Source organism: Flavimobilis rhizosphaerae (assembly GCF_014852685.1).
Classification (GTDB): domain Bacteria; phylum Actinomycetota; class Actinomycetes; order Actinomycetales; family Cellulomonadaceae; genus Flavimobilis; species Flavimobilis rhizosphaerae.
This window is the reverse complement of sequence record NZ_JACZDF010000003.1, coordinates 102,430-117,783: the sequence shown is the minus strand read 5'-3', so window position 1 is coordinate 117,783 and position 15,354 is coordinate 102,430. Positions and strand designations below refer to the sequence as shown.

The 15,354-nt window shown below is 71.6% G+C and carries 14 protein-coding genes and 1 pseudogene; 9 read left to right on the top strand and 6 right to left on the bottom strand.

Features of this window, described 5'->3' with window-relative positions:
• The first annotated feature begins 64 nt into the window (after positions 1-64).
• The 4 genes from IGS67_RS06820 to IGS67_RS06805 all read left to right on the top strand — a co-directional run bounded on the left by IGS67_RS06820 (position 65) and on the right by IGS67_RS06805 (position 3,052).
• Positions 65-796, top strand: a complete 732-nt coding sequence (locus IGS67_RS06820) for a glutamine amidotransferase (protein ID WP_192279084.1) — start codon at positions 65-67, stop codon at positions 794-796.
• Positions 797-846: 50 nt separating this feature from the next.
• Positions 847-1,983 carry a YihY/virulence factor BrkB family protein gene (locus IGS67_RS06815; RefSeq protein ID WP_192279082.1) on the top strand — a complete coding sequence of 379 codons (1,137 nt, stop codon included), beginning with the start codon at positions 847-849 and terminating at the stop codon, positions 1,981-1,983.
• A 42-nt stretch (positions 1,984-2,025) separates the two neighbouring features.
• Positions 2,026-2,610 (top strand): CDP-alcohol phosphatidyltransferase family protein, encoded by a 585-nt coding sequence (locus tag IGS67_RS06810; RefSeq protein WP_192279080.1) that lies wholly within the window; start codon positions 2,026-2,028, stop codon positions 2,608-2,610.
• 238 nt (positions 2,611-2,848) lie between these two features.
• Entirely contained in the window at positions 2,849-3,052 is a 204-nt protein-coding gene (locus IGS67_RS06805; protein ID WP_102510769.1) for a cold-shock protein, read from the top strand.
• 146 nt (positions 3,053-3,198) lie between these two features.
• On the opposite strand, the gene IGS67_RS06800 is transcribed toward IGS67_RS06805, so the two are convergent.
• Positions 3,199-3,990: a DedA family protein gene (locus IGS67_RS06800; protein ID WP_192279078.1), complete on the bottom strand. Its 792-nt coding sequence runs from the start codon at positions 3,988-3,990 to the stop codon at positions 3,199-3,201.
• Between the two features lie 55 nt (positions 3,991-4,045).
• Positions 4,046-6,310, bottom strand: coding sequence for a thioredoxin domain-containing protein (locus IGS67_RS06795; protein ID WP_192279076.1), 2,265 nt, complete (start codon positions 6,308-6,310; stop codon positions 4,046-4,048).
• A 209-nt stretch (positions 6,311-6,519) separates the two neighbouring features.
• On the opposite strand from IGS67_RS06795, the gene IGS67_RS06790 reads away from it, so the two are divergent.
• Positions 6,520-9,828 carry a putative Ig domain-containing protein gene (locus tag IGS67_RS06790; protein WP_192279074.1) on the top strand — a complete coding sequence of 1,103 codons (3,309 nt, stop codon included), beginning with the start codon at positions 6,520-6,522 and terminating at the stop codon, positions 9,826-9,828.
• 218 nt (positions 9,829-10,046) lie between these two features.
• Here the strand turns inward: IGS67_RS06790 and IGS67_RS14345 are convergent, their stop codons facing one another.
• Positions 10,047-10,775, bottom strand: coding sequence for a PKD domain-containing protein (locus IGS67_RS14345; RefSeq protein WP_192279072.1), 729 nt, complete (start codon positions 10,773-10,775; stop codon positions 10,047-10,049).
• 209 nt (positions 10,776-10,984) lie between these two features.
• Complete coding sequence (locus IGS67_RS06780; RefSeq protein WP_192279070.1) at positions 10,985-11,578, bottom strand: DUF6318 family protein; 594 nt, start codon at positions 11,576-11,578, stop codon at positions 10,985-10,987.
• A gap of 439 nt (positions 11,579-12,017) precedes the next feature.
• Between IGS67_RS06780 and IGS67_RS06775 the strand changes: the two genes are divergently transcribed.
• From IGS67_RS06775 to IGS67_RS06765, 3 genes are all read left to right on the top strand, one after another.
• Entirely contained in the window at positions 12,018-13,424 is a 1,407-nt protein-coding gene (locus IGS67_RS06775) for a glycoside hydrolase family 6 protein (RefSeq protein WP_192279068.1), read from the top strand.
• 172 nt (positions 13,425-13,596) lie between these two features.
• A complete protein-coding gene (locus tag IGS67_RS06770; protein ID WP_192279714.1) occupies positions 13,597-13,977 on the top strand; it encodes a hypothetical protein in 381 nt (126 codons plus the stop codon).
• 133 nt (positions 13,978-14,110) lie between these two features.
• Positions 14,111-14,335 (top strand): hypothetical protein, encoded by a 225-nt coding sequence (locus IGS67_RS06765; protein WP_192279712.1) that lies wholly within the window; start codon positions 14,111-14,113, stop codon positions 14,333-14,335.
• A gap of 14 nt (positions 14,336-14,349) precedes the next feature.
• Here the strand turns inward: IGS67_RS06765 and IGS67_RS14505 are convergent.
• Positions 14,350-14,664 (bottom strand): annotated as a pseudogene (locus IGS67_RS14505) (carboxypeptidase-like regulatory domain-containing protein); the annotation flags it as partial.
• Positions 14,665-14,762: 98 nt separating this feature from the next.
• Complete coding sequence (locus IGS67_RS06760; protein ID WP_192279066.1) at positions 14,763-15,068, bottom strand: hypothetical protein; 306 nt, start codon at positions 15,066-15,068, stop codon at positions 14,763-14,765.
• A 119-nt stretch (positions 15,069-15,187) separates the two neighbouring features.
• Here IGS67_RS06760 and IGS67_RS06755 point away from each other — a divergent pair, with 119 nt between their 5' ends.
• A complete protein-coding gene (locus tag IGS67_RS06755) occupies positions 15,188-15,343 on the top strand; it encodes a hypothetical protein (RefSeq protein ID WP_192279064.1) in 156 nt (51 codons plus the stop codon).
• The last annotated feature ends 11 nt before the right edge of the window (positions 15,344-15,354 follow it).

Here is a 15,354-nt window from a genome sequence, read left to right as displayed (position 1 = left end):
GGGCGGCGAGGCTGCGGGTCCGGCAGGATGTGACGACGGCCGCATCGATGCGAGGAGGTCCACCATGAAGCCGTTCGTGCTGCTCGCGACGCGCGCGGAGGACGTCATCGCTGACGTCGAGCACGCCGCTTACCTCGAGCTCGGTGGTCTCGCCCCCGACGAGCTCTGGCGCGTGCGCCTCGACCAGGGACCCATGCCCGCGCTCGACCTCGACGACGTCTCGGGCGTCATCGTCGCCGGCAGCCCCTTCACGTCGTCGGACCCGGCCGCGTCGAAGAGCGCGACCCAGCTGCGCGTCGAGCGTGAGATCTCCGCGCTGCTCGACGACGTCCTCGCACGCGACATCCCCTACCTCGGCGCGTGCTATGGGGTGGGGACGCTCGGCACGAAGATCGGCGCCGTGGTCGGCACGACGTACGGCGAGGAGGCAGGTACCGTCGACGTGACGCTCACCGACGCGGGCCGCACCGACCCGCTGCTCGCGGGCCTGCCCGACGTGTTCGCGGCGTACGTCGGGCACAAGGAGGCGATCACGACGCTCCCTCCGAGCGCCGTCGTCCTCGCGACGGGCACCGCGTGCCCGGTCCAGATGTTCCGCGTCGGTACGAACGCGTACGCGACGCAGTTCCACCCCGAGCTCACGCGCGACGCCTACGTGCAGCGGCTCGAGGCCTACGCGGGCCACGGTTACTACCCGCCCGAGCAGGCCGAGCAGGTCCTCGCGACGGCCCGCGCGAGCGACGCCCCCGTGCCCCGGCGCATCCTGCGACGCTTCGTCGAGCTCTTCGGACGCTGAGCGCGCGCGGTCCGATGGCGTGGCCTTGCCGCGCACGGCAACATCGGAGGATGACGACCGACGACGTGCCCCGCGCCCCTCGACGTTCCCCCGTGACCGTCGCCATGACAACGGTCCGCTCCTTCCTCGAGCACGGAGGGACCGACGTCGCCGCCGCGCTGACCTTCTACGCCGTCCTCGCGATCGCGCCCGCGGCGGCGGCACTCCTGTCGATCGTCGGGCTGCTCGAGAACCCGCAGAGCGTCGTCGACGAGATCAAGGGAGTGCTGCGCGAGGTCGCGTCGCCGGAGGTCGTCGAGACCGTCGGCGGCATCCTCGACGGGCTCGCTGAGAACAGCAGCGCGGGTGTGGCGTTCGTCGTCGGTCTGCTCGGCGCGCTGTGGTCCGCCTCCGCGTTCGTCACCGCCTTCTCGCGGGCGATGAACACCGTCCACGGCGTGGAGGAGGGACGCCCGACGTGGGTGCTGCGCCCGCTCATGGCGGTGCTGACGATCGTCCTCGTCCTCGTTGCGGCGGTTGTCGCGGTGCTGCTCGTCGTCTCCGCGGACCTCGCACGGACGCTCGGCGGGCCGATCGGCCTGAGCGACACGTTCGTCACGGTCTTCGCGTGGAGCAAGTGGCCGCTCGTGCTCGTCGCGATCGTCCTGCTCGTCTCGCTTCTCTACCACTGGACGCCGAATGTCCGGCACGGTCGCTACCGCGTGCTGTCGCCGGGCGCGGCGGTCGCGGTCGGTGTCATCCTCGTCGCGAGCTGGGGCTTCGGTGTGTACGTCGCGAACTTCGCGAGCTACGACCGCACGTACGGGGCGCTGGCGAGCGTCGTCGTCGTGCTCGTGTGGCTGTGGATCTGCTCGATGATTCTCGTCCTCGGTGCGGAGCTCGACCACGAGCTGCTCCGGGGTCGACAGCTGCGCGAGGGGCTGCCGGCGACAGACCGCGCCCTCCTGCCGATGCGCTCGACCGCGCAGATCGACAAGCGTGCGCGCCAGGAGGCGCGTGCCGTCGAGCGTGACGAGGAGATCCAGAAGGAGGCGTTGACGCTGCAGGTCACGGCGGGCACCCGCGGCCTCGACGGCCCGACGGCCCGCGGCGGGTCGGACGATGCTCCGGTGGACGACGCAACGTCGGGCAAGGAGGCCCACGCAGACCGTGGGACGCCGCCCGACGAGGGCTCTCCGGGCCGATAGGGTGGCCCCCGAGCCCGCGCACGACGACAGGAAGGACGGCCGGTGACGATCCCTAATATCATCACCCTCACCCGTCTCATCGTCCTCACCCCGCTGTTCGTCGTCCTGGCCGCGTCGGGGCGCACGGGCGCCGCGATCGTCGCGCTCATGGTCCTCGGTGTGACCGACTGGGCCGATGGGTTCATCGCGCGCCGGTTCAACATGACGAGCGAGCTTGGCAAGACCCTCGACCCGCTCGCCGACAGGCTCGGCATGCTCGCGGTCGTCATCACGCTCACGCTGCTCGGCGAGCTGAGGTGGTGGATGCTCGGGCTCGTCGTCGTGCCGGACGCCGTGCTCATCTGCGGTGCGCTGTTCCTCATGGTGACGAAGCGATGGCCGCTTCCGGACCTCGAGGTGTCACTCCTCGGCAAGGCTCGCACCGCAGCGCTCATGACGGGGCTGCCGCTGCTGCTCCTCGCCTCGGGGACGGACGGCGTGCTGTGGCACGTCGCGTTCGGGCTCACGGTCGCCGGGTGCGTCGGGCATGCGCTTGCTGCGACGACGTACGCGGTGCGTGCCTGGCAGCTCGTGTACGGGTCCGGCAGGGTGCCCGTGGGGCCCGAAGGTCCCGACGTGCAGGCGTGATCCGCAGAAATCTGCGATGGGTGGGTTGCGTGTCGTTTCCGCATCGTTATGAAGACGTTCGGGTTCCGGCTCGCTTCTTGGGCGCACATCCCCCTATGCTCGGGGGGTAGTTGCTGTGCTTTGCTCGTCTCGCTGCGATGGAATCATCGCGTTCCGGCTTCAGGAGTGGACGAAGAACACCGCGACGGAGCGGCCCTCGAAAGACGAGGGTCGTCCGAGCACTCTGAAGGAGTACGGAATGTCTGTTGGAACCGTGAAGTGGTTCAACTCGGAGAAGGGCTACGGCTTCATCGCCCCCGAGGACGGTAGCGCCGACGTGTTCGCGCACTACTCGGCCATCCAGTCGAGCGGCTACCGCTCGCTCGAGGAGAACCAGCGCGTCGAGTTCGACGTCACGCAGGGCCCGAAGGGCCCGCAGGCGGAGAACATCCGCCCCCTCTGATCTCGCACAGCGCGTAGATCTTCGAACGCCCCGCTCCCCTCACGGGGGGCGGGGCGTTGCGCATGCCTAGGGGCGTCGGTGCCTCGGGGTCTGGGTGCGTCCGGGAGGGTTGCGTCAGGGCACCTCGCGGAGGTGCTCTGACGCAGTCAGTTCGGCTGGTCGTCCGACGTCCGCCGCACGGGGGTGTCCGGGCCGATCTCGCGGTCGGTGACGGTCTCGACGACGGTCTCGACGGCGTCCTCGATGGCGTCCTGCGCGGCGCGGTTCGCGGCGCGGACCTGCCGCAGCCGCAGCAGGCGGGCGGCGACGAACCACAGGACGAGCACCGCGATCGCGACGAGGACGAGCTTCGAGAGGACGCCGCTCCACTGCTCGAGGACGGGCTTGATCGCGGGGCCGGCGATGTAGCCGGCACCGATCCAGATGGCGTTCCACAGGCCGGAGCCGGCGAATGTGTACCAGGTGAACTTGCCGAGGTTCATGCGCTCGATCCCTGCGGGGATCGAGATGAACGACCGCACGAGGGGCACGCACCGTCCGACGAACACTGCTGTGCCGCCCCACCGGGCGAAGAAGGCCTCGGCGCGGTCGAAGTCCTCGTGCTCCATGAGCGGGACGGCGCCGACGATCGCGCGCGTGCGGTTGCGACCGAACGCGTAGCCGATGCCGTACCAGGCCCACGCGCCGATGATCGCGCCGAGCGTCGCGAGGGTCCACGCGAGCCAGACGTTCATGCGGCCCTCGTACGCGAGGAAGCCGGCGCCGGGCAGGACGGCCTCGGACGGGATCGGCGGCACGAACGTCTCGACGAGCACGGCGATGCCGACGCCGACCTCGCCGAGCGACTCCATGAGGCTGAGCACCCACCCGATGAAGCCGTCGTACTCGGCTGCGGGGTGGACGTCGGTCGCGAGCGGGGCGAGGCGGGTGAGGTTCATGGCTCCGGGCTTGTCGGGGTGGCGGCGCGGCCGGCGGCGGCCAGCTCTCCGAACGCTACCGGTTGTGGGGCGTCGGGACGCCGCGTTCCTGGGGAGGTGTCGTAGGAATGCGGTCGGCGGGCGTGAGGAGTGCGGCGAGGGCCCCGGGCGTCGTCTGCGGGAGGGAGCACGTCGTGCCCTGGCAGACGTACGCGGTGGGCGCGCCGCCGACGGGCCCGCGGTCCGCGTGCGCGGGCACGTGCGTGAGGTCGCGCTCGACGTCGGACGGGTACTCCGTCGCGGGAGGGACGGGCGTGAGGACGATGCCGGGGGCGGTGGCTGCCCAGACGGTGCGGGCGAGGGGCCCGTCGGGGGTCGTGCCGGCGAGGACGACGCAGCGGGGGCCGTCGGCGAGCGCCTCGGCGACCGCGAGTGCCCACCCGGCGGCGCGCGGCGCGCCGTGCGCGAGGGCCCGGTACGGCGCGAGGGCAGCGTGCGCGGCCGCGAGGTGACGGTGCTCGCCGCTCAGCGCGGCGAGGCGCACGAGCGACCCGGCCGCGGCCGAGCGGCCCGACGGAGACGCGCCGTCGGTCGGGTCGCCCGGGCGGACGACGAGCGCCGGCCCGCCGCCGGCGGGAGGGGCGTCGTAGAACGCGTCGCCGTTGACGAAGCGGTCGAGGAGCCGGTCGACGAGCCGCGCGGCGACCTCGTACCAGCGGGTGTCGCCGGTGGCGGCGTGGAGCTGGAGGAGGCCGTCGGCGAGGAGGCCGTGGTCCTCGAGCGTCGCCTCGGTGGGGCTCACGCGGTCGCCGAGGCTCGTGCGGCGCAGCACGTCGCCGTCGAGGTGGCGATCGACGACGGCGTCGGCGACGCGTGCCGCGAGCGTGACGAGGTGCGGGGCGTCGAGGGTGCGGCCGGCCTCGGCGAGCGCGCCGATCGTCAGGCCGTTCCAGCCGGCGACGACCTTGTCGTCGCGGGCTGGGGCGGTGCGCGCGGAACGTGCGGTGGCGAGCAGCCCCCGCACGCGGGTCCACCTCTCACCGTCCGTCTCGTCCCGACCCCCACGGATTGACGGGTTCCCCCCGTCGGACGGGGGGAACCCATCAATCCGTCGCGAGGGGGCCGTGAGGACCGACGGGTCGAGGCGGAGGACGCTCGTGCCGTGCTCGAACGTGCCCGCGTCGGTGACGGAGCAGACGTCCGCCGCCCACGCGCCGTCCGCGTCCCCGAGCGCGTCGCGCAGCTGCGTGGGCGTCCACACGTAGAAGGTGCCCTCGGCGCCGTCCGTGTCGGCGTCGAGCGATGTCGCGAACCCGGTAGGGGTGAGCATGTCGCGCTCGAGGAACTCCGCGAGCCGCAGCGCGGTCGTGCGCACCCAGTCCTCACCCGTCGCGCGCCACAGGCCCGTGAGGACGGCGAGCAGCTGCGCGTTGTCGGTGAGCATCTTCTCGAAGTGGGGGACGGTCCACGTCGCGTCGACGGTGTAGCGGGCGTAGCCGCCGCCGAGCTGGTCGTGGAGCCCGCCCGACGTCATCGCGACGACGGTCCGCCGCACGAGGTCGAGCGCACGCACGTCGCCCGTGCGGCCGTGGTGGCGCAGCAGCTGGAGGAGGTTTGCGGACGGCGGGAACTTCGGGGCGCCGCCGAAGCCGCCGTGGACGCGATCCTCGGCGTCGAGCAGATGCTCGACGGCGGCGGCGAGATCGTCCGGTCCCGGGGCGGCGGGCGCCCGGCGCCCGGGCATCCGCCCGGTCGACGGCGTCTCGACGAGGACGTCGGGCGCAAGATCGTCGGGCACGGACGCGTCGGGCAGGGTCCCGACGCGCGATGGGTCCGCGGCCGACGTGCGCCGCAGGTGCGCGGCGAGCGCGTCCGCCTGACGTTCGACGGCCTCCCGCTGCCCGTGCCAGGCGGCCTGGACGCCGTCGAGGAGCTGCCGGAACGACGGCTGTCCGCCGACGGGCGCCGGCGGGTAGTACGTGCCGGCGATGAAGGGGCGGCCGTCGGGCGTGAGGACCGCGGTGAGGGGCCACCCGCCGTGGCCGGTGAGGGCGAGGAGTGCGGCCATGTGGACGGCGTCGACGTCCGGGCGTTCCTCGCGGTCGACCTTGATGCTCACGAAGCCCGCGTTCATGAGCGCGCCGACGTCCGGGTCGGAGAACGACTCGCGGGCCATGACGTGGCACCAGTGGCAGGCCGCGTAGCCGATGGAGAGGAGCACGGGGACGTCGCGCTCGCGCGCCTCGGCGAAGGCCTCGTCGGTCCATTCGTGCCAGTCGACGGGGTTCGACGCGTGCTGGCGCAGGTACGGGGACAGGGCATGGGCGAGACGGTTCGGCACGGTGCGCTCCCGGGCTGGGGTCAGGCGGTCTCGTCCCAGCAAAGCATGCGGTGCCAGCGCGAGACGCGACCTTTCGTCGGTGATCCGGGAAATGTCACTGGCAGCCGCGCAGATTCCTGTCCAACGATCGGGAAGAGTTCTTTCGCAGGTCGGGCCGCGCGTGCCACGATGGACCGCCACCTGACGTGGCGTCGCAAAATGGGGAGAACATGCACGTCACACGGGGTTATAGAAGTACTGCACGCGCAGCGCTCGCGGTCTTGCTCGCCATCGGGATGTCGGCCGTCGCCGTGCCCGCCACGGCCGTCGGGGCCGTCGCGTTCGACGACTTCGCCGGGACGGTCCGCGACGCGCGCTCGGTCGCGACCGTCGGTGACTCGACGTTCGGTGAGTCCGGCGGCTTCGGCGTCGTCCGCCTGAACAAGGGGGGGAGCAACGAGACGCCGCTCGTGGCGCTCACGTACACGATGAGCCCGACGGACCTCCTCGCCTCGACGAACGGCCAGCTGTTCCTCGACCTCTTCGACGTCGAGGGCGGCCGGGACTACATGGCGCTCTCCATCACAGCGAGGGTCACCGACGACAACGGCGGCACCAGCACGTACAACTCCGGGATCGGGCCGACGCCCAGTCACGGCTTCGTCTTCAACTACGCGTGCGCGAGCGGTCAGACCGCATGCTTCAAGGGCAACGCCGACCTCGGCAACATCACGCAGCTCACGGTCGAGTTCCGCCACGGCAACGGCAACGCCTCCGCCCCCGCGGTGACGTTCCGCATCGCTGACATCACGTCGACGCCGCTCGGCGGCGCGCGGCCGGCAGCGCCCACGCCGACGGTCGTCGGCGCCAACCCGATCCTCATCTCCGCCGACGCGAGGACGGTCTCGTGGGACGTCGAGATGCGCTCGGGCGTCGGACCGGCGTCGCTCACCGGCCCGCCGTCGGCCGCCGGGGTGAGCGGCGGCGGGACTGTCACCGTCGTCGGCAACGTCCTGCGCGTCACCTCGGACGTCACCGGGTCTGCGGTGGGCACGCTCACGCTCGTCGTGCCGCCGGGCGTCGCGACGGACACGTGGGGCCAGCCGAGCGTGGGCGCGACTCTTCAGGTCCAGTACGTGCGGATGGCCGCGCCATCGTGGTCCAGCGCAGCGCAGCTCCGCGGCGCGCTCGTCAACGAGCCACTGCCGTCGGCGCTCGAGCGGTGGGTGCGCGCCTCGGGGGCGACGAGCCTCACCCACGCGATCTCCTCCGGCAGCTTGCCGTCGGGCATCTCGCTCAGCACGGCCGGCCTCCTCCAGGGCACGCCGACATCGGCGGGCACGTTCGCATTCACGGTCGCGGCGACGGACACGTACGGCGTGACACGGGAGAAGTCGTTCACGCTCACGGTGCTGATGCAGGTCCCCGTCCCGTCGACCTCCTTGACCGTCCTGGCGGGAGGCCCCGTCGACCGCAACGCCGGATGGGTGCCCGCAGGTTCGACGGTGAGCATCGAACCGGCGATCGACGGCATCGACGTCGACGTGCGCGGGGGCTCCATCCACGTGTCAGGCGCGATCCCCGAGCCCGGGACGTTCACCTCGGAGATCGTCGTCCGGCAGACCGTCGGCCCCGACACGATCATCGTCGGGCGCGGCGACCTCGAGATCCGCGCGGGGGCGGCGCCCGTCATCACGGTGACGCCGCCGACGGGCCTGCGCGTCGGCTACCCCGTCGACGTCGTTGTCGCGAGCTCGAGCGTCCCCGTCACAGGGTTCGGAGCGCCCGCGGGACTCACCCTCGTCGGGACGACCGAGCTGCGTCTCGTCGGGACCCCGACCGTCGCGGGACCGGCGACGCTGATCTTCACGGCCCAGAACGACTTCGGTCTCGGGTCCGAGCTGCTTCAGCTCGCGGTCGGCGCACCGACGCGGCCCGAGGTCGAGGTCGTCCCGCAGGCCGGCGCCACGCCGCAGGTCGCGCTCGACGGTTCCACGCTCCGCTACGACCTCACCTTCACGCGCGACGGCCAGCAGTGGCCTGTGACGGGGCTCGACGCGAACGACATCGTCGTCTCCGGGGCGACGGTGAGGGACCTCGACGTCACAGGCTCAGGCAGCGCATACACGGTCGCGCTCGACCTCGAGGACTGGACCGGCTCCGACGTCGTCGTCACAGTGCGTGACGGGGCCGTCTTCGACCAGTTCGGGGCGACGAACGGGGCCGGCTCGGCGACGGTCACGCCGTGGGCCGAGCCGGTGTTCACCAAGGTCCCTGCGGACGCCACCGTGCGCGCGGGTGACCCCGTGTCGTGGGACGTCGTGGCCACCGGCCTGCCAGTTCCCCCGCTCGAGATCGGGTCCCCGCTCCCGCCAGGGCTGACGTTCACGACGGGCGCCGACGGCACCGCGACGATCGCCGGCACGCCGACCACGGCCGGGACGTACGACGTCACCGTCCGCGCCATGCATGCCGTTGCGCCGGTGTCGAGGACCGTGCGGATCGTCGTCGAGGCGCCGCGCGCGACGACGACGGTGACGCCCGCTGGTGGCGCAGCGCAGTCGGTGCATCCGGGGGCGACCGTGCTGTTCGACGTCGTCCAGGATGCGGCTGGGCGTGCTCCCGTCGCGGGCGCCGAGGGCCTCGACGCCGACGACGTGACGACGTCGGGCGTCGACGTCGCGGGGGTCGTCGTCACGCCGACCGCGACCGGTCACACGATTGCCGTGACGCTCGCTCCTGGTGCGGTCGATGGCGAGCTCGTCGTCGAGGTCCGTGAGGGCGCGACCGTCGACCCATGGGGCGCGACGTCGCTCCCCGGCAGCGCACGCGTGCGCCTTGTCGTGACCGAGGCGCCGACGGTCGTGGGCGTCACGCCTGGCAAGGGCCTCTCAGGTGCGGGAACGGCCGCCGATCCGATCCGCGTCCCGGCCACGGGCGAGGTGTCGTTCACGGCTGCGTTCGCGGGCCGTCCCGCGCCGGACGTCACGCTCGTGTCCGTCGCACCGGTCCTCGCGACCGCTCCTGCTTCGGTCGCGTTCGGGGTGCGGGCGCTGTCCGCTCCGACGACGCTCCTGGGCCTGACGCTCACCGACCACGGGGACGGGACCGCGACGATCGCGGGCACGCTGAGGACAGCGGGCGTGTTCGACGTCGTCGTGCGCGGCACGAACGCAGCGGGTGCCGTGGACCGCACCGTGCGGCTCGCCGTCGCGGCACCCGCTGTCGTTCCCACGCCCGAGCCGTCGGACGGCGCGACCGACGAGCCGTCGGACGACGCGACCGACGGGCCGACGGGGGAGCCGAGCGGCGAGCCGACGGACGACGCGACGGACGAGCCGACGGGGGAGCCGACGGACGACGCGACTGACGAGCCGACGAACGGCACGACGGACGAGCCGACGCCGGAGGCGACCGCGGCACCTGACGAGGACGACCTGCCGGCGACGGGCGCGAGCGGCCTCGTCGGGCTGGGCCTCGCGGCTGCGCTCGTAGCGGCGGGTGTGCTCGTCCTCGTGGCGCGGCGCCGCACGGTCTGACGCCTCGCACCTCCCGCGTCTCGTAGGCCTCCTGCACCATCGAATGGTGCAGGAGGCCTATGAGTCGTTCACGAGGGGCGACTCGTAGCGCCTGAGCACACGCGGGGCGTGTGCTGGGGTGCTACGAGTCGATGGAGGGGACCGGGCGCTGATCAGCCGGGCCCGCGGCTGGGTCAGTCGCGGACATCACGGCGCTCCCGGCCCGAGGTGGTGTGCCGTCAGCTGAGGACGGAGCGGATCTCGCGGGTCTCGAAGGGTGCGGTGGTGTGGGTGGTGGTGCCGGTTCCGGCGATGGGGCGCCAGGGGGTGCCGGGGGTGCGGAAGCGGCCGGTCCACGTGGTGGTGAGGGTGACGCGGTAGGTGCCGACCTTCGTGTACGTGTGGGTGATGGTCTGGTCGGGGTAGGGGGCGCCGGGTTCGGTGGTGGTGAGGGGTGTGCTGCCGTCGCCGGGGTCCCAGGAATACGACGACGGGGTGAGCTCGAGCTCGACCTGGGTGTCGAGGACCGTGGTGGTGAGGAGCTCGGGGGTGTCGTCGGTGTAGTAGGTCATGGGGGTCTGGACGGCGAACCAGTCGGTGATGGGTGCGATCTTGGCGTGCTTGGGCGGGATCTTGAGGGTCTTGAGCTCGCGGGCGACGGCGTCGGCAAGGTCGTCGGTGGGGTCGCCGATAGGGGTGCAGGGGCCGTTGAGGAGACGCCAGCCGGACCACGGCTCATCGGTTCCGAGGGGGCGGGTGCGGTACTTGTAGGCGGTGACGCCCGTGGTGCCCTCGGGGCAGACGAACGTTGCGGGATTGGCGCACTGCGCGCGGAGGTTGGGTTCGGCGAGGGGGATGGTGATGATCTGGCAGTCCTCGGGTTCCCACGGGAGGGTCTGTGTGATGACGTCCGGGGGTGGGGGCTCGATGGGCGGCACGCCGGGGGAACCGGGGTCAGCCGCGGTCACATCGATCTCATCCCTGTGCTTGTCGTCGACCTTGGGGCGTGGGACCAGAGGAGCGTCGGGGCGGATCGAAGTGGACGTGTGAGACCAGCCCAGGTCGCTTGCCTCGACGGCTCCCCACGCGAGTGAGCAGGTGGTCGCGAGCAGCACGACGGAAGATGCGAGTGTCGCTGTGATACGAATGGCCGGACGCGGTCGTTCGGCGTCCCAGCTCATTTCTCGGGCTTCGTGTCGACGCCCGAGATCTTCAGCGGTGAACGGGTGGTGACCTCGACGAGGAGGGGGCCTCGGAAGCCAGCGTCCGTCACAGTCTCCCCGTCTGGCATCAGAGACTCGATCGATGACTGCTTGACGTCGAGCCGCCAGACGAGGCGCTCCTGCCCGTCGGAGGGGAGAAGCCGCGCTTCGTGGATCGTGAACTTGCCCCCGGTCATGGAGGCGTCGGCTGCGTAGAACTTGCGGAAGTCCTCACCCATCCCGGAGCAGAACTTGCACGATTGCGTGGATAGCGCGTCGAGGGGCGCGGTGTCCCCACTGGTAAGCGCGTATTCGTACGCCCTGAAGAAGTTCTCGATCGTGACGAACGATGCATCGATCTCGTCAGCGGGGAGCGGCTTGAGCCCGGCGGGGTTGGGGTCCTCGGTCTGCGTGGGCGACGGCGTTGGCGCGGTGGTCGTCGGCGCCGGGGTCGCGAGCGTCGTGGGTACGGGCGTGGGCGTGCCGCCCGTGCACGCGGCCACTGTGAGGACCGTGGCCGCAAGGGCCGCTGACATGGTCAGTGCGCGTGCTGGTCGTGCTGCTGGCATGGGGCGTCCTCCGTCGTCGGTCCGTCGTCGAACCTAGAGCGCGTTCGGGACGAACGCATGCGGAAGCGCCAATCTGTGGACAGCGGGCGGGGAGCGAAGCGCCCGGTCGCGCGACACCGCGGCTGGGCCCGCGTGACGGAGACGACGCCTCGCCGCATGTCCGTTCGTTCGCGCCGAACGTTCGGTGCGAACGAACGGACACGGCGGCGCCATGGCGAAGGACGGCCCTGAACCGCGCTGGGGTCCGCTGCGCCCTCTACCCCGTGGAGTCGGGATGTCGGGAGGGAGGGGACTCGTAGGGTTCCAGCACGATCGAGCGGTGCTGCGGGCCTACGAGTCGGGAGGGTGCGGCGTGAGGAGCAGCCCGCCCCGCCCTTCACCTCGTCGTCGAAGACGCCGAAGAACTCAGCGGAAGCTGGTGGACCGGGGAAGGGTGCAGATGAGCAGGCGCAGGCGGTGGATCGTGGGGGTGACGCTCGGCGTCGTGCTCGTGGGGGTCGGTGTGCTGGTGGGCGTGCTCGTCGGCGGCCGGGACGAGCCTGCTCAAGGACCTGCGGCGAGTCCTACGACGCCGAGCATCCCGACCGGGTCCCCGACGGGCCCGACCGAGCCGGCCGATGCTGCGGCGTGCGAGGTCGACTACGTCGTCCGCGACTCGTGGGCTGACGGCTTCACGGTGGACGTCACGGTGCGCAACGGTGCGGGGGCCCTCGACGGGTGGGAGCTCGCGTGGCGGTTCGCGGGCGAGGAGAAGGTTGCGAACCTCTGGAACGGTGTGCTCCTCGAGCCCGCTGCCGGCGGGTCGGGTGCGGAGGTGCGCGTGCGGGATGCGGGGCACAACGCGAAGGTTCCGCGGGGCGGGTCGATCACGCTGGGCTTCGTCGGCGCGGGGGCGTCGGCCGGGCGGCCGTCGTCGTTCACGCTCGACGGTCACGCGTGCGGCACGGAGGTGGGGTCGACGCCGTCGGCGTCGTCGTCGGCGGCGCCCGACGCGACTGCCGCGACTGCCGCGACCGGCTTCTACCTCGATCCGACGACGCGTGCGGCGTCAGCCGCCGCGGCGGCGAGCGGCGAGGAACAGGCCCTGCTCGAGAAGATCGCGCGCACGCCGCAAGCGTTCTGGGTGACGGGCACGGACCCGGCGGCGGCCGCCGCGGAGGTGCGTGACTACACGACGCGTGCGCGTGACGACGGCACGCTCGGGCTGCTCGTCGTCTACGCGGTGCCGGGGCGGGACTGCGGTCAGCACTCGAGCGGCGGCGTCGACGGGTCCGCGTACGCACGGTGGGTCGACGCGGTCGCGGACGCGATCGTCGGGGAGCCGTGGGTGGTGCTCGAGCCCGACGCGCTGCCGATGCTCGGCGACTGCGACGGGCAGGGCGACCGGGTCGGTTACCTCGCGTACGCGGCGAAGGCCCTCAATGCCGCAGGGGCGCGCGTGTACGTCGACGCCGGCCACTCCGCGTGGCTGCCGGCGGAGGAAGCTGCCCGACGTCTCAAGCTCGTCGGCCTCGAGCACGTCGCGGGCTTCGCGCTCAACGTCTCGAACTACCAGAGCACCGAGGCCTCGGTGGCGTACGGCGAGAAGGTCGCGGCGCTCGCGGGCGGCACGCACTTCGTCGTCGACACGTCCCGCAACGGCAACGGCTCTGACGGCCAGTGGTGCAACCCGCCGGGGCGTGCGCTCGGGGAGCGGCCACGTCTCCTGCCCGACGATGCCGCGCTCGACGCTCTCGTGTGGGTGAAGCGGCCCGGGGAGTCCGACGGGGAGTGTCAGGGCGGACCGGCCGCGGGGCAGTGGTTCGAGGCGCAGGCGCTCGAGCTGGCGCGCGGGGCGGGGTGGTGAGGTCGTGATCGTGGCCGTCGGCGGCGGGTCTCGACCGTCCCCGTCTTCGACGTCGACGAGCTGACGGTCGACGAGTCCGTGAGGACAACCTTGAGCTTGATCGACGGGGCGTACTGCCTTCGGCAGCGTCACTGTGATCTTGCCCTTGTGCCGCGACTAGAGGGTCACGGTCGTGACGACCTTTGTGCGCACGTACACCTTGAATTTGCCGGTCGCGTACCCGCCGGTGGTGAGTCGGCCGAGGGTCACGGTGGCCTTGGGCCGGGGGCTCTTCTTGAAGGACTTCCCACTGACCTTCGCGGTCGCCTTGGGCTTGGTCTTGACGACCTTGAACGTCCGCGACTTCGTCGTACGACTTTCCCGGGGTGAGGCGCTCGATGGTGAACGACCCGTCGGCCTCGGTCGTCGCGGACTCCGTCCAGACGAGGTCGCCGTTGTCGTCGCGCGTGTAGGCCGTGACGCCGACGCCCTGGAGGCCGGTGGTGCCGTCGGTCGTGGCGCGCCCGGAGATCGTCGTCGCGCGGGTGAGCACCACGTCGCCGACCGATGTTGAGGGCTGGGTGGTGACGATCGCGTCGGCGTCGTCGCTGCCCCAGGCGCCGCCGAGGTTGGCGGGCAGGAACGGGGAGTCCCAGGGGCCGACGATCTCGAGCCGGTAGCGGCCGTCGAGCACGAGGTCCGTCACCGTGAAGATGCCGACGTCGTCGACGTCGACGGTGCCGACGTCCTGCCAGGCCGCGCCGTTCCACACGTACGTGGTGACGCTCGCGCCGACGACGGGCGTGCCCGTGTCGTCGACGACGCGGCCGGTGAGGTGGGCCCCGGGCGTGAGCGTCGTCGCCCCGAGGACGGTCGGCTCGGCCGCCGTGAGGACGTCGGCGGCGGCCTCGATGATGTCGGAACCGTCGTAGAACGTGGCCTGGAAGTCGTCGTGGGTGAAGCCGATCCGCAGGGTCTGCCCGACGGGCAGGGGCGTGAGCTCGTAGCGGCCCACGGCGTCCGTCGTCGTGGTGGTCGAGACGCGCCACGGGTCGAGTGCTGCGTCGCGCGTGTACGCGGTGACCTGGGCGCCGGCGATCGGATCTCCGGACGTGTCCACGACCGTGCCCGTGACGGACGTGGTCGCGCCGTCAGCAGCGACGGCCGACGGCGCCGCCACGAGGCCGAGCGTCAGCGCGAGCGCCGACGCCGCGACGAGCGCAACCGAACGAGTGACGACAACCCTGATCCTCTGCAGCATGACAGCCCCTGAAATCTGTCCGACAGCGACGGCGCGAGCGTAACGGCAGCGTGCCGGGGCTGATGAGGGTTGCAGGACCTGCCTGGGGGGTTTGCTGGTCAGGGGTGAGGTTCGGGGCAGCAGTCAATGCACCAGTCCTTGGCGTTGGGGCACGACAGGTCCTCGAAGACATCCAGGCAGATCGCGCACGAGTAGTAGGTGGCGATCTCGGTGCCGGTGACGGCGTCGGTGAGCGTTGCGAGCTCGCCGGAGGCGCGCGCGTGGAGGTTGCCGGTGCGGAAGAGGCGGCGCAGGGCGCGCATCGTCGTGATGCTGCGGGCTGAGGCTTGGTTGATCGTGAAGCGGGTTGTCGTGACGCCGAGGGGGTAGACGCCATGCAGCGACGACGCCCGTCGCACTCTCATGCAATGAGCAGAGGCGCTACGAGCCGATAGGCGCGAGTCGTCACCTCGCTGCGCACCGCGCGGAATGTCGGACGCTGGTGACATGGTCGGGATCTCCACGACGAAGGGAGGTGAACACCATGAAGGTTCGTGCATACCACTCGAGCAACATCAGTGATCCGGACGTGCACCACGATCACGACGACTGCGTCTCGGGCAAGCAGATCCCGTCCTACAACAAGGTCTCCGGCACCGGCGGATACCCGCTGTGCAAGATCTGCAAGAACCTCGGCTAGAAGCCGATCGA

Excerpts from the sequence above, each read along its gene's own strand:
- IGS67_RS06820 (WP_192279084.1), top strand. The coding sequence starts at position 65 with ATGAAGCCGTTCGTGCTGCTCGCGACGCGCGCGGAGGACGTCATCGCT.
- IGS67_RS06815 (WP_192279082.1), top strand. The coding sequence starts at position 847 with ATGACGACCGACGACGTGCCCCGCGCCCCTCGACGTTCCCCCGTGACC.
- IGS67_RS06805 (WP_102510769.1), top strand. The coding sequence starts at position 2,849 with ATGTCTGTTGGAACCGTGAAGTGGTTCAACTCGGAGAAGGGCTACGGC.
- IGS67_RS06800 (WP_192279078.1), bottom strand. The coding sequence starts at position 3,990 with ATGAACCTCACCCGCCTCGCCCCGCTCGCGACCGACGTCCACCCCGCA.
- IGS67_RS06790 (WP_192279074.1), top strand. The coding sequence starts at position 6,520 with ATGCACGTCACACGGGGTTATAGAAGTACTGCACGCGCAGCGCTCGCG.
- IGS67_RS06780 (WP_192279070.1), bottom strand. The coding sequence starts at position 11,578 with ATGCCAGCAGCACGACCAGCACGCGCACTGACCATGTCAGCGGCCCTT.
- IGS67_RS06775 (WP_192279068.1), top strand. The coding sequence starts at position 12,018 with ATGAGCAGGCGCAGGCGGTGGATCGTGGGGGTGACGCTCGGCGTCGTG.
- IGS67_RS06760 (WP_192279066.1), bottom strand. The coding sequence starts at position 15,068 with ATGAGAGTGCGACGGGCGTCGTCGCTGCATGGCGTCTACCCCCTCGGC.
- IGS67_RS06755 (WP_192279064.1), top strand. The coding sequence starts at position 15,188 with ATGAAGGTTCGTGCATACCACTCGAGCAACATCAGTGATCCGGACGTG.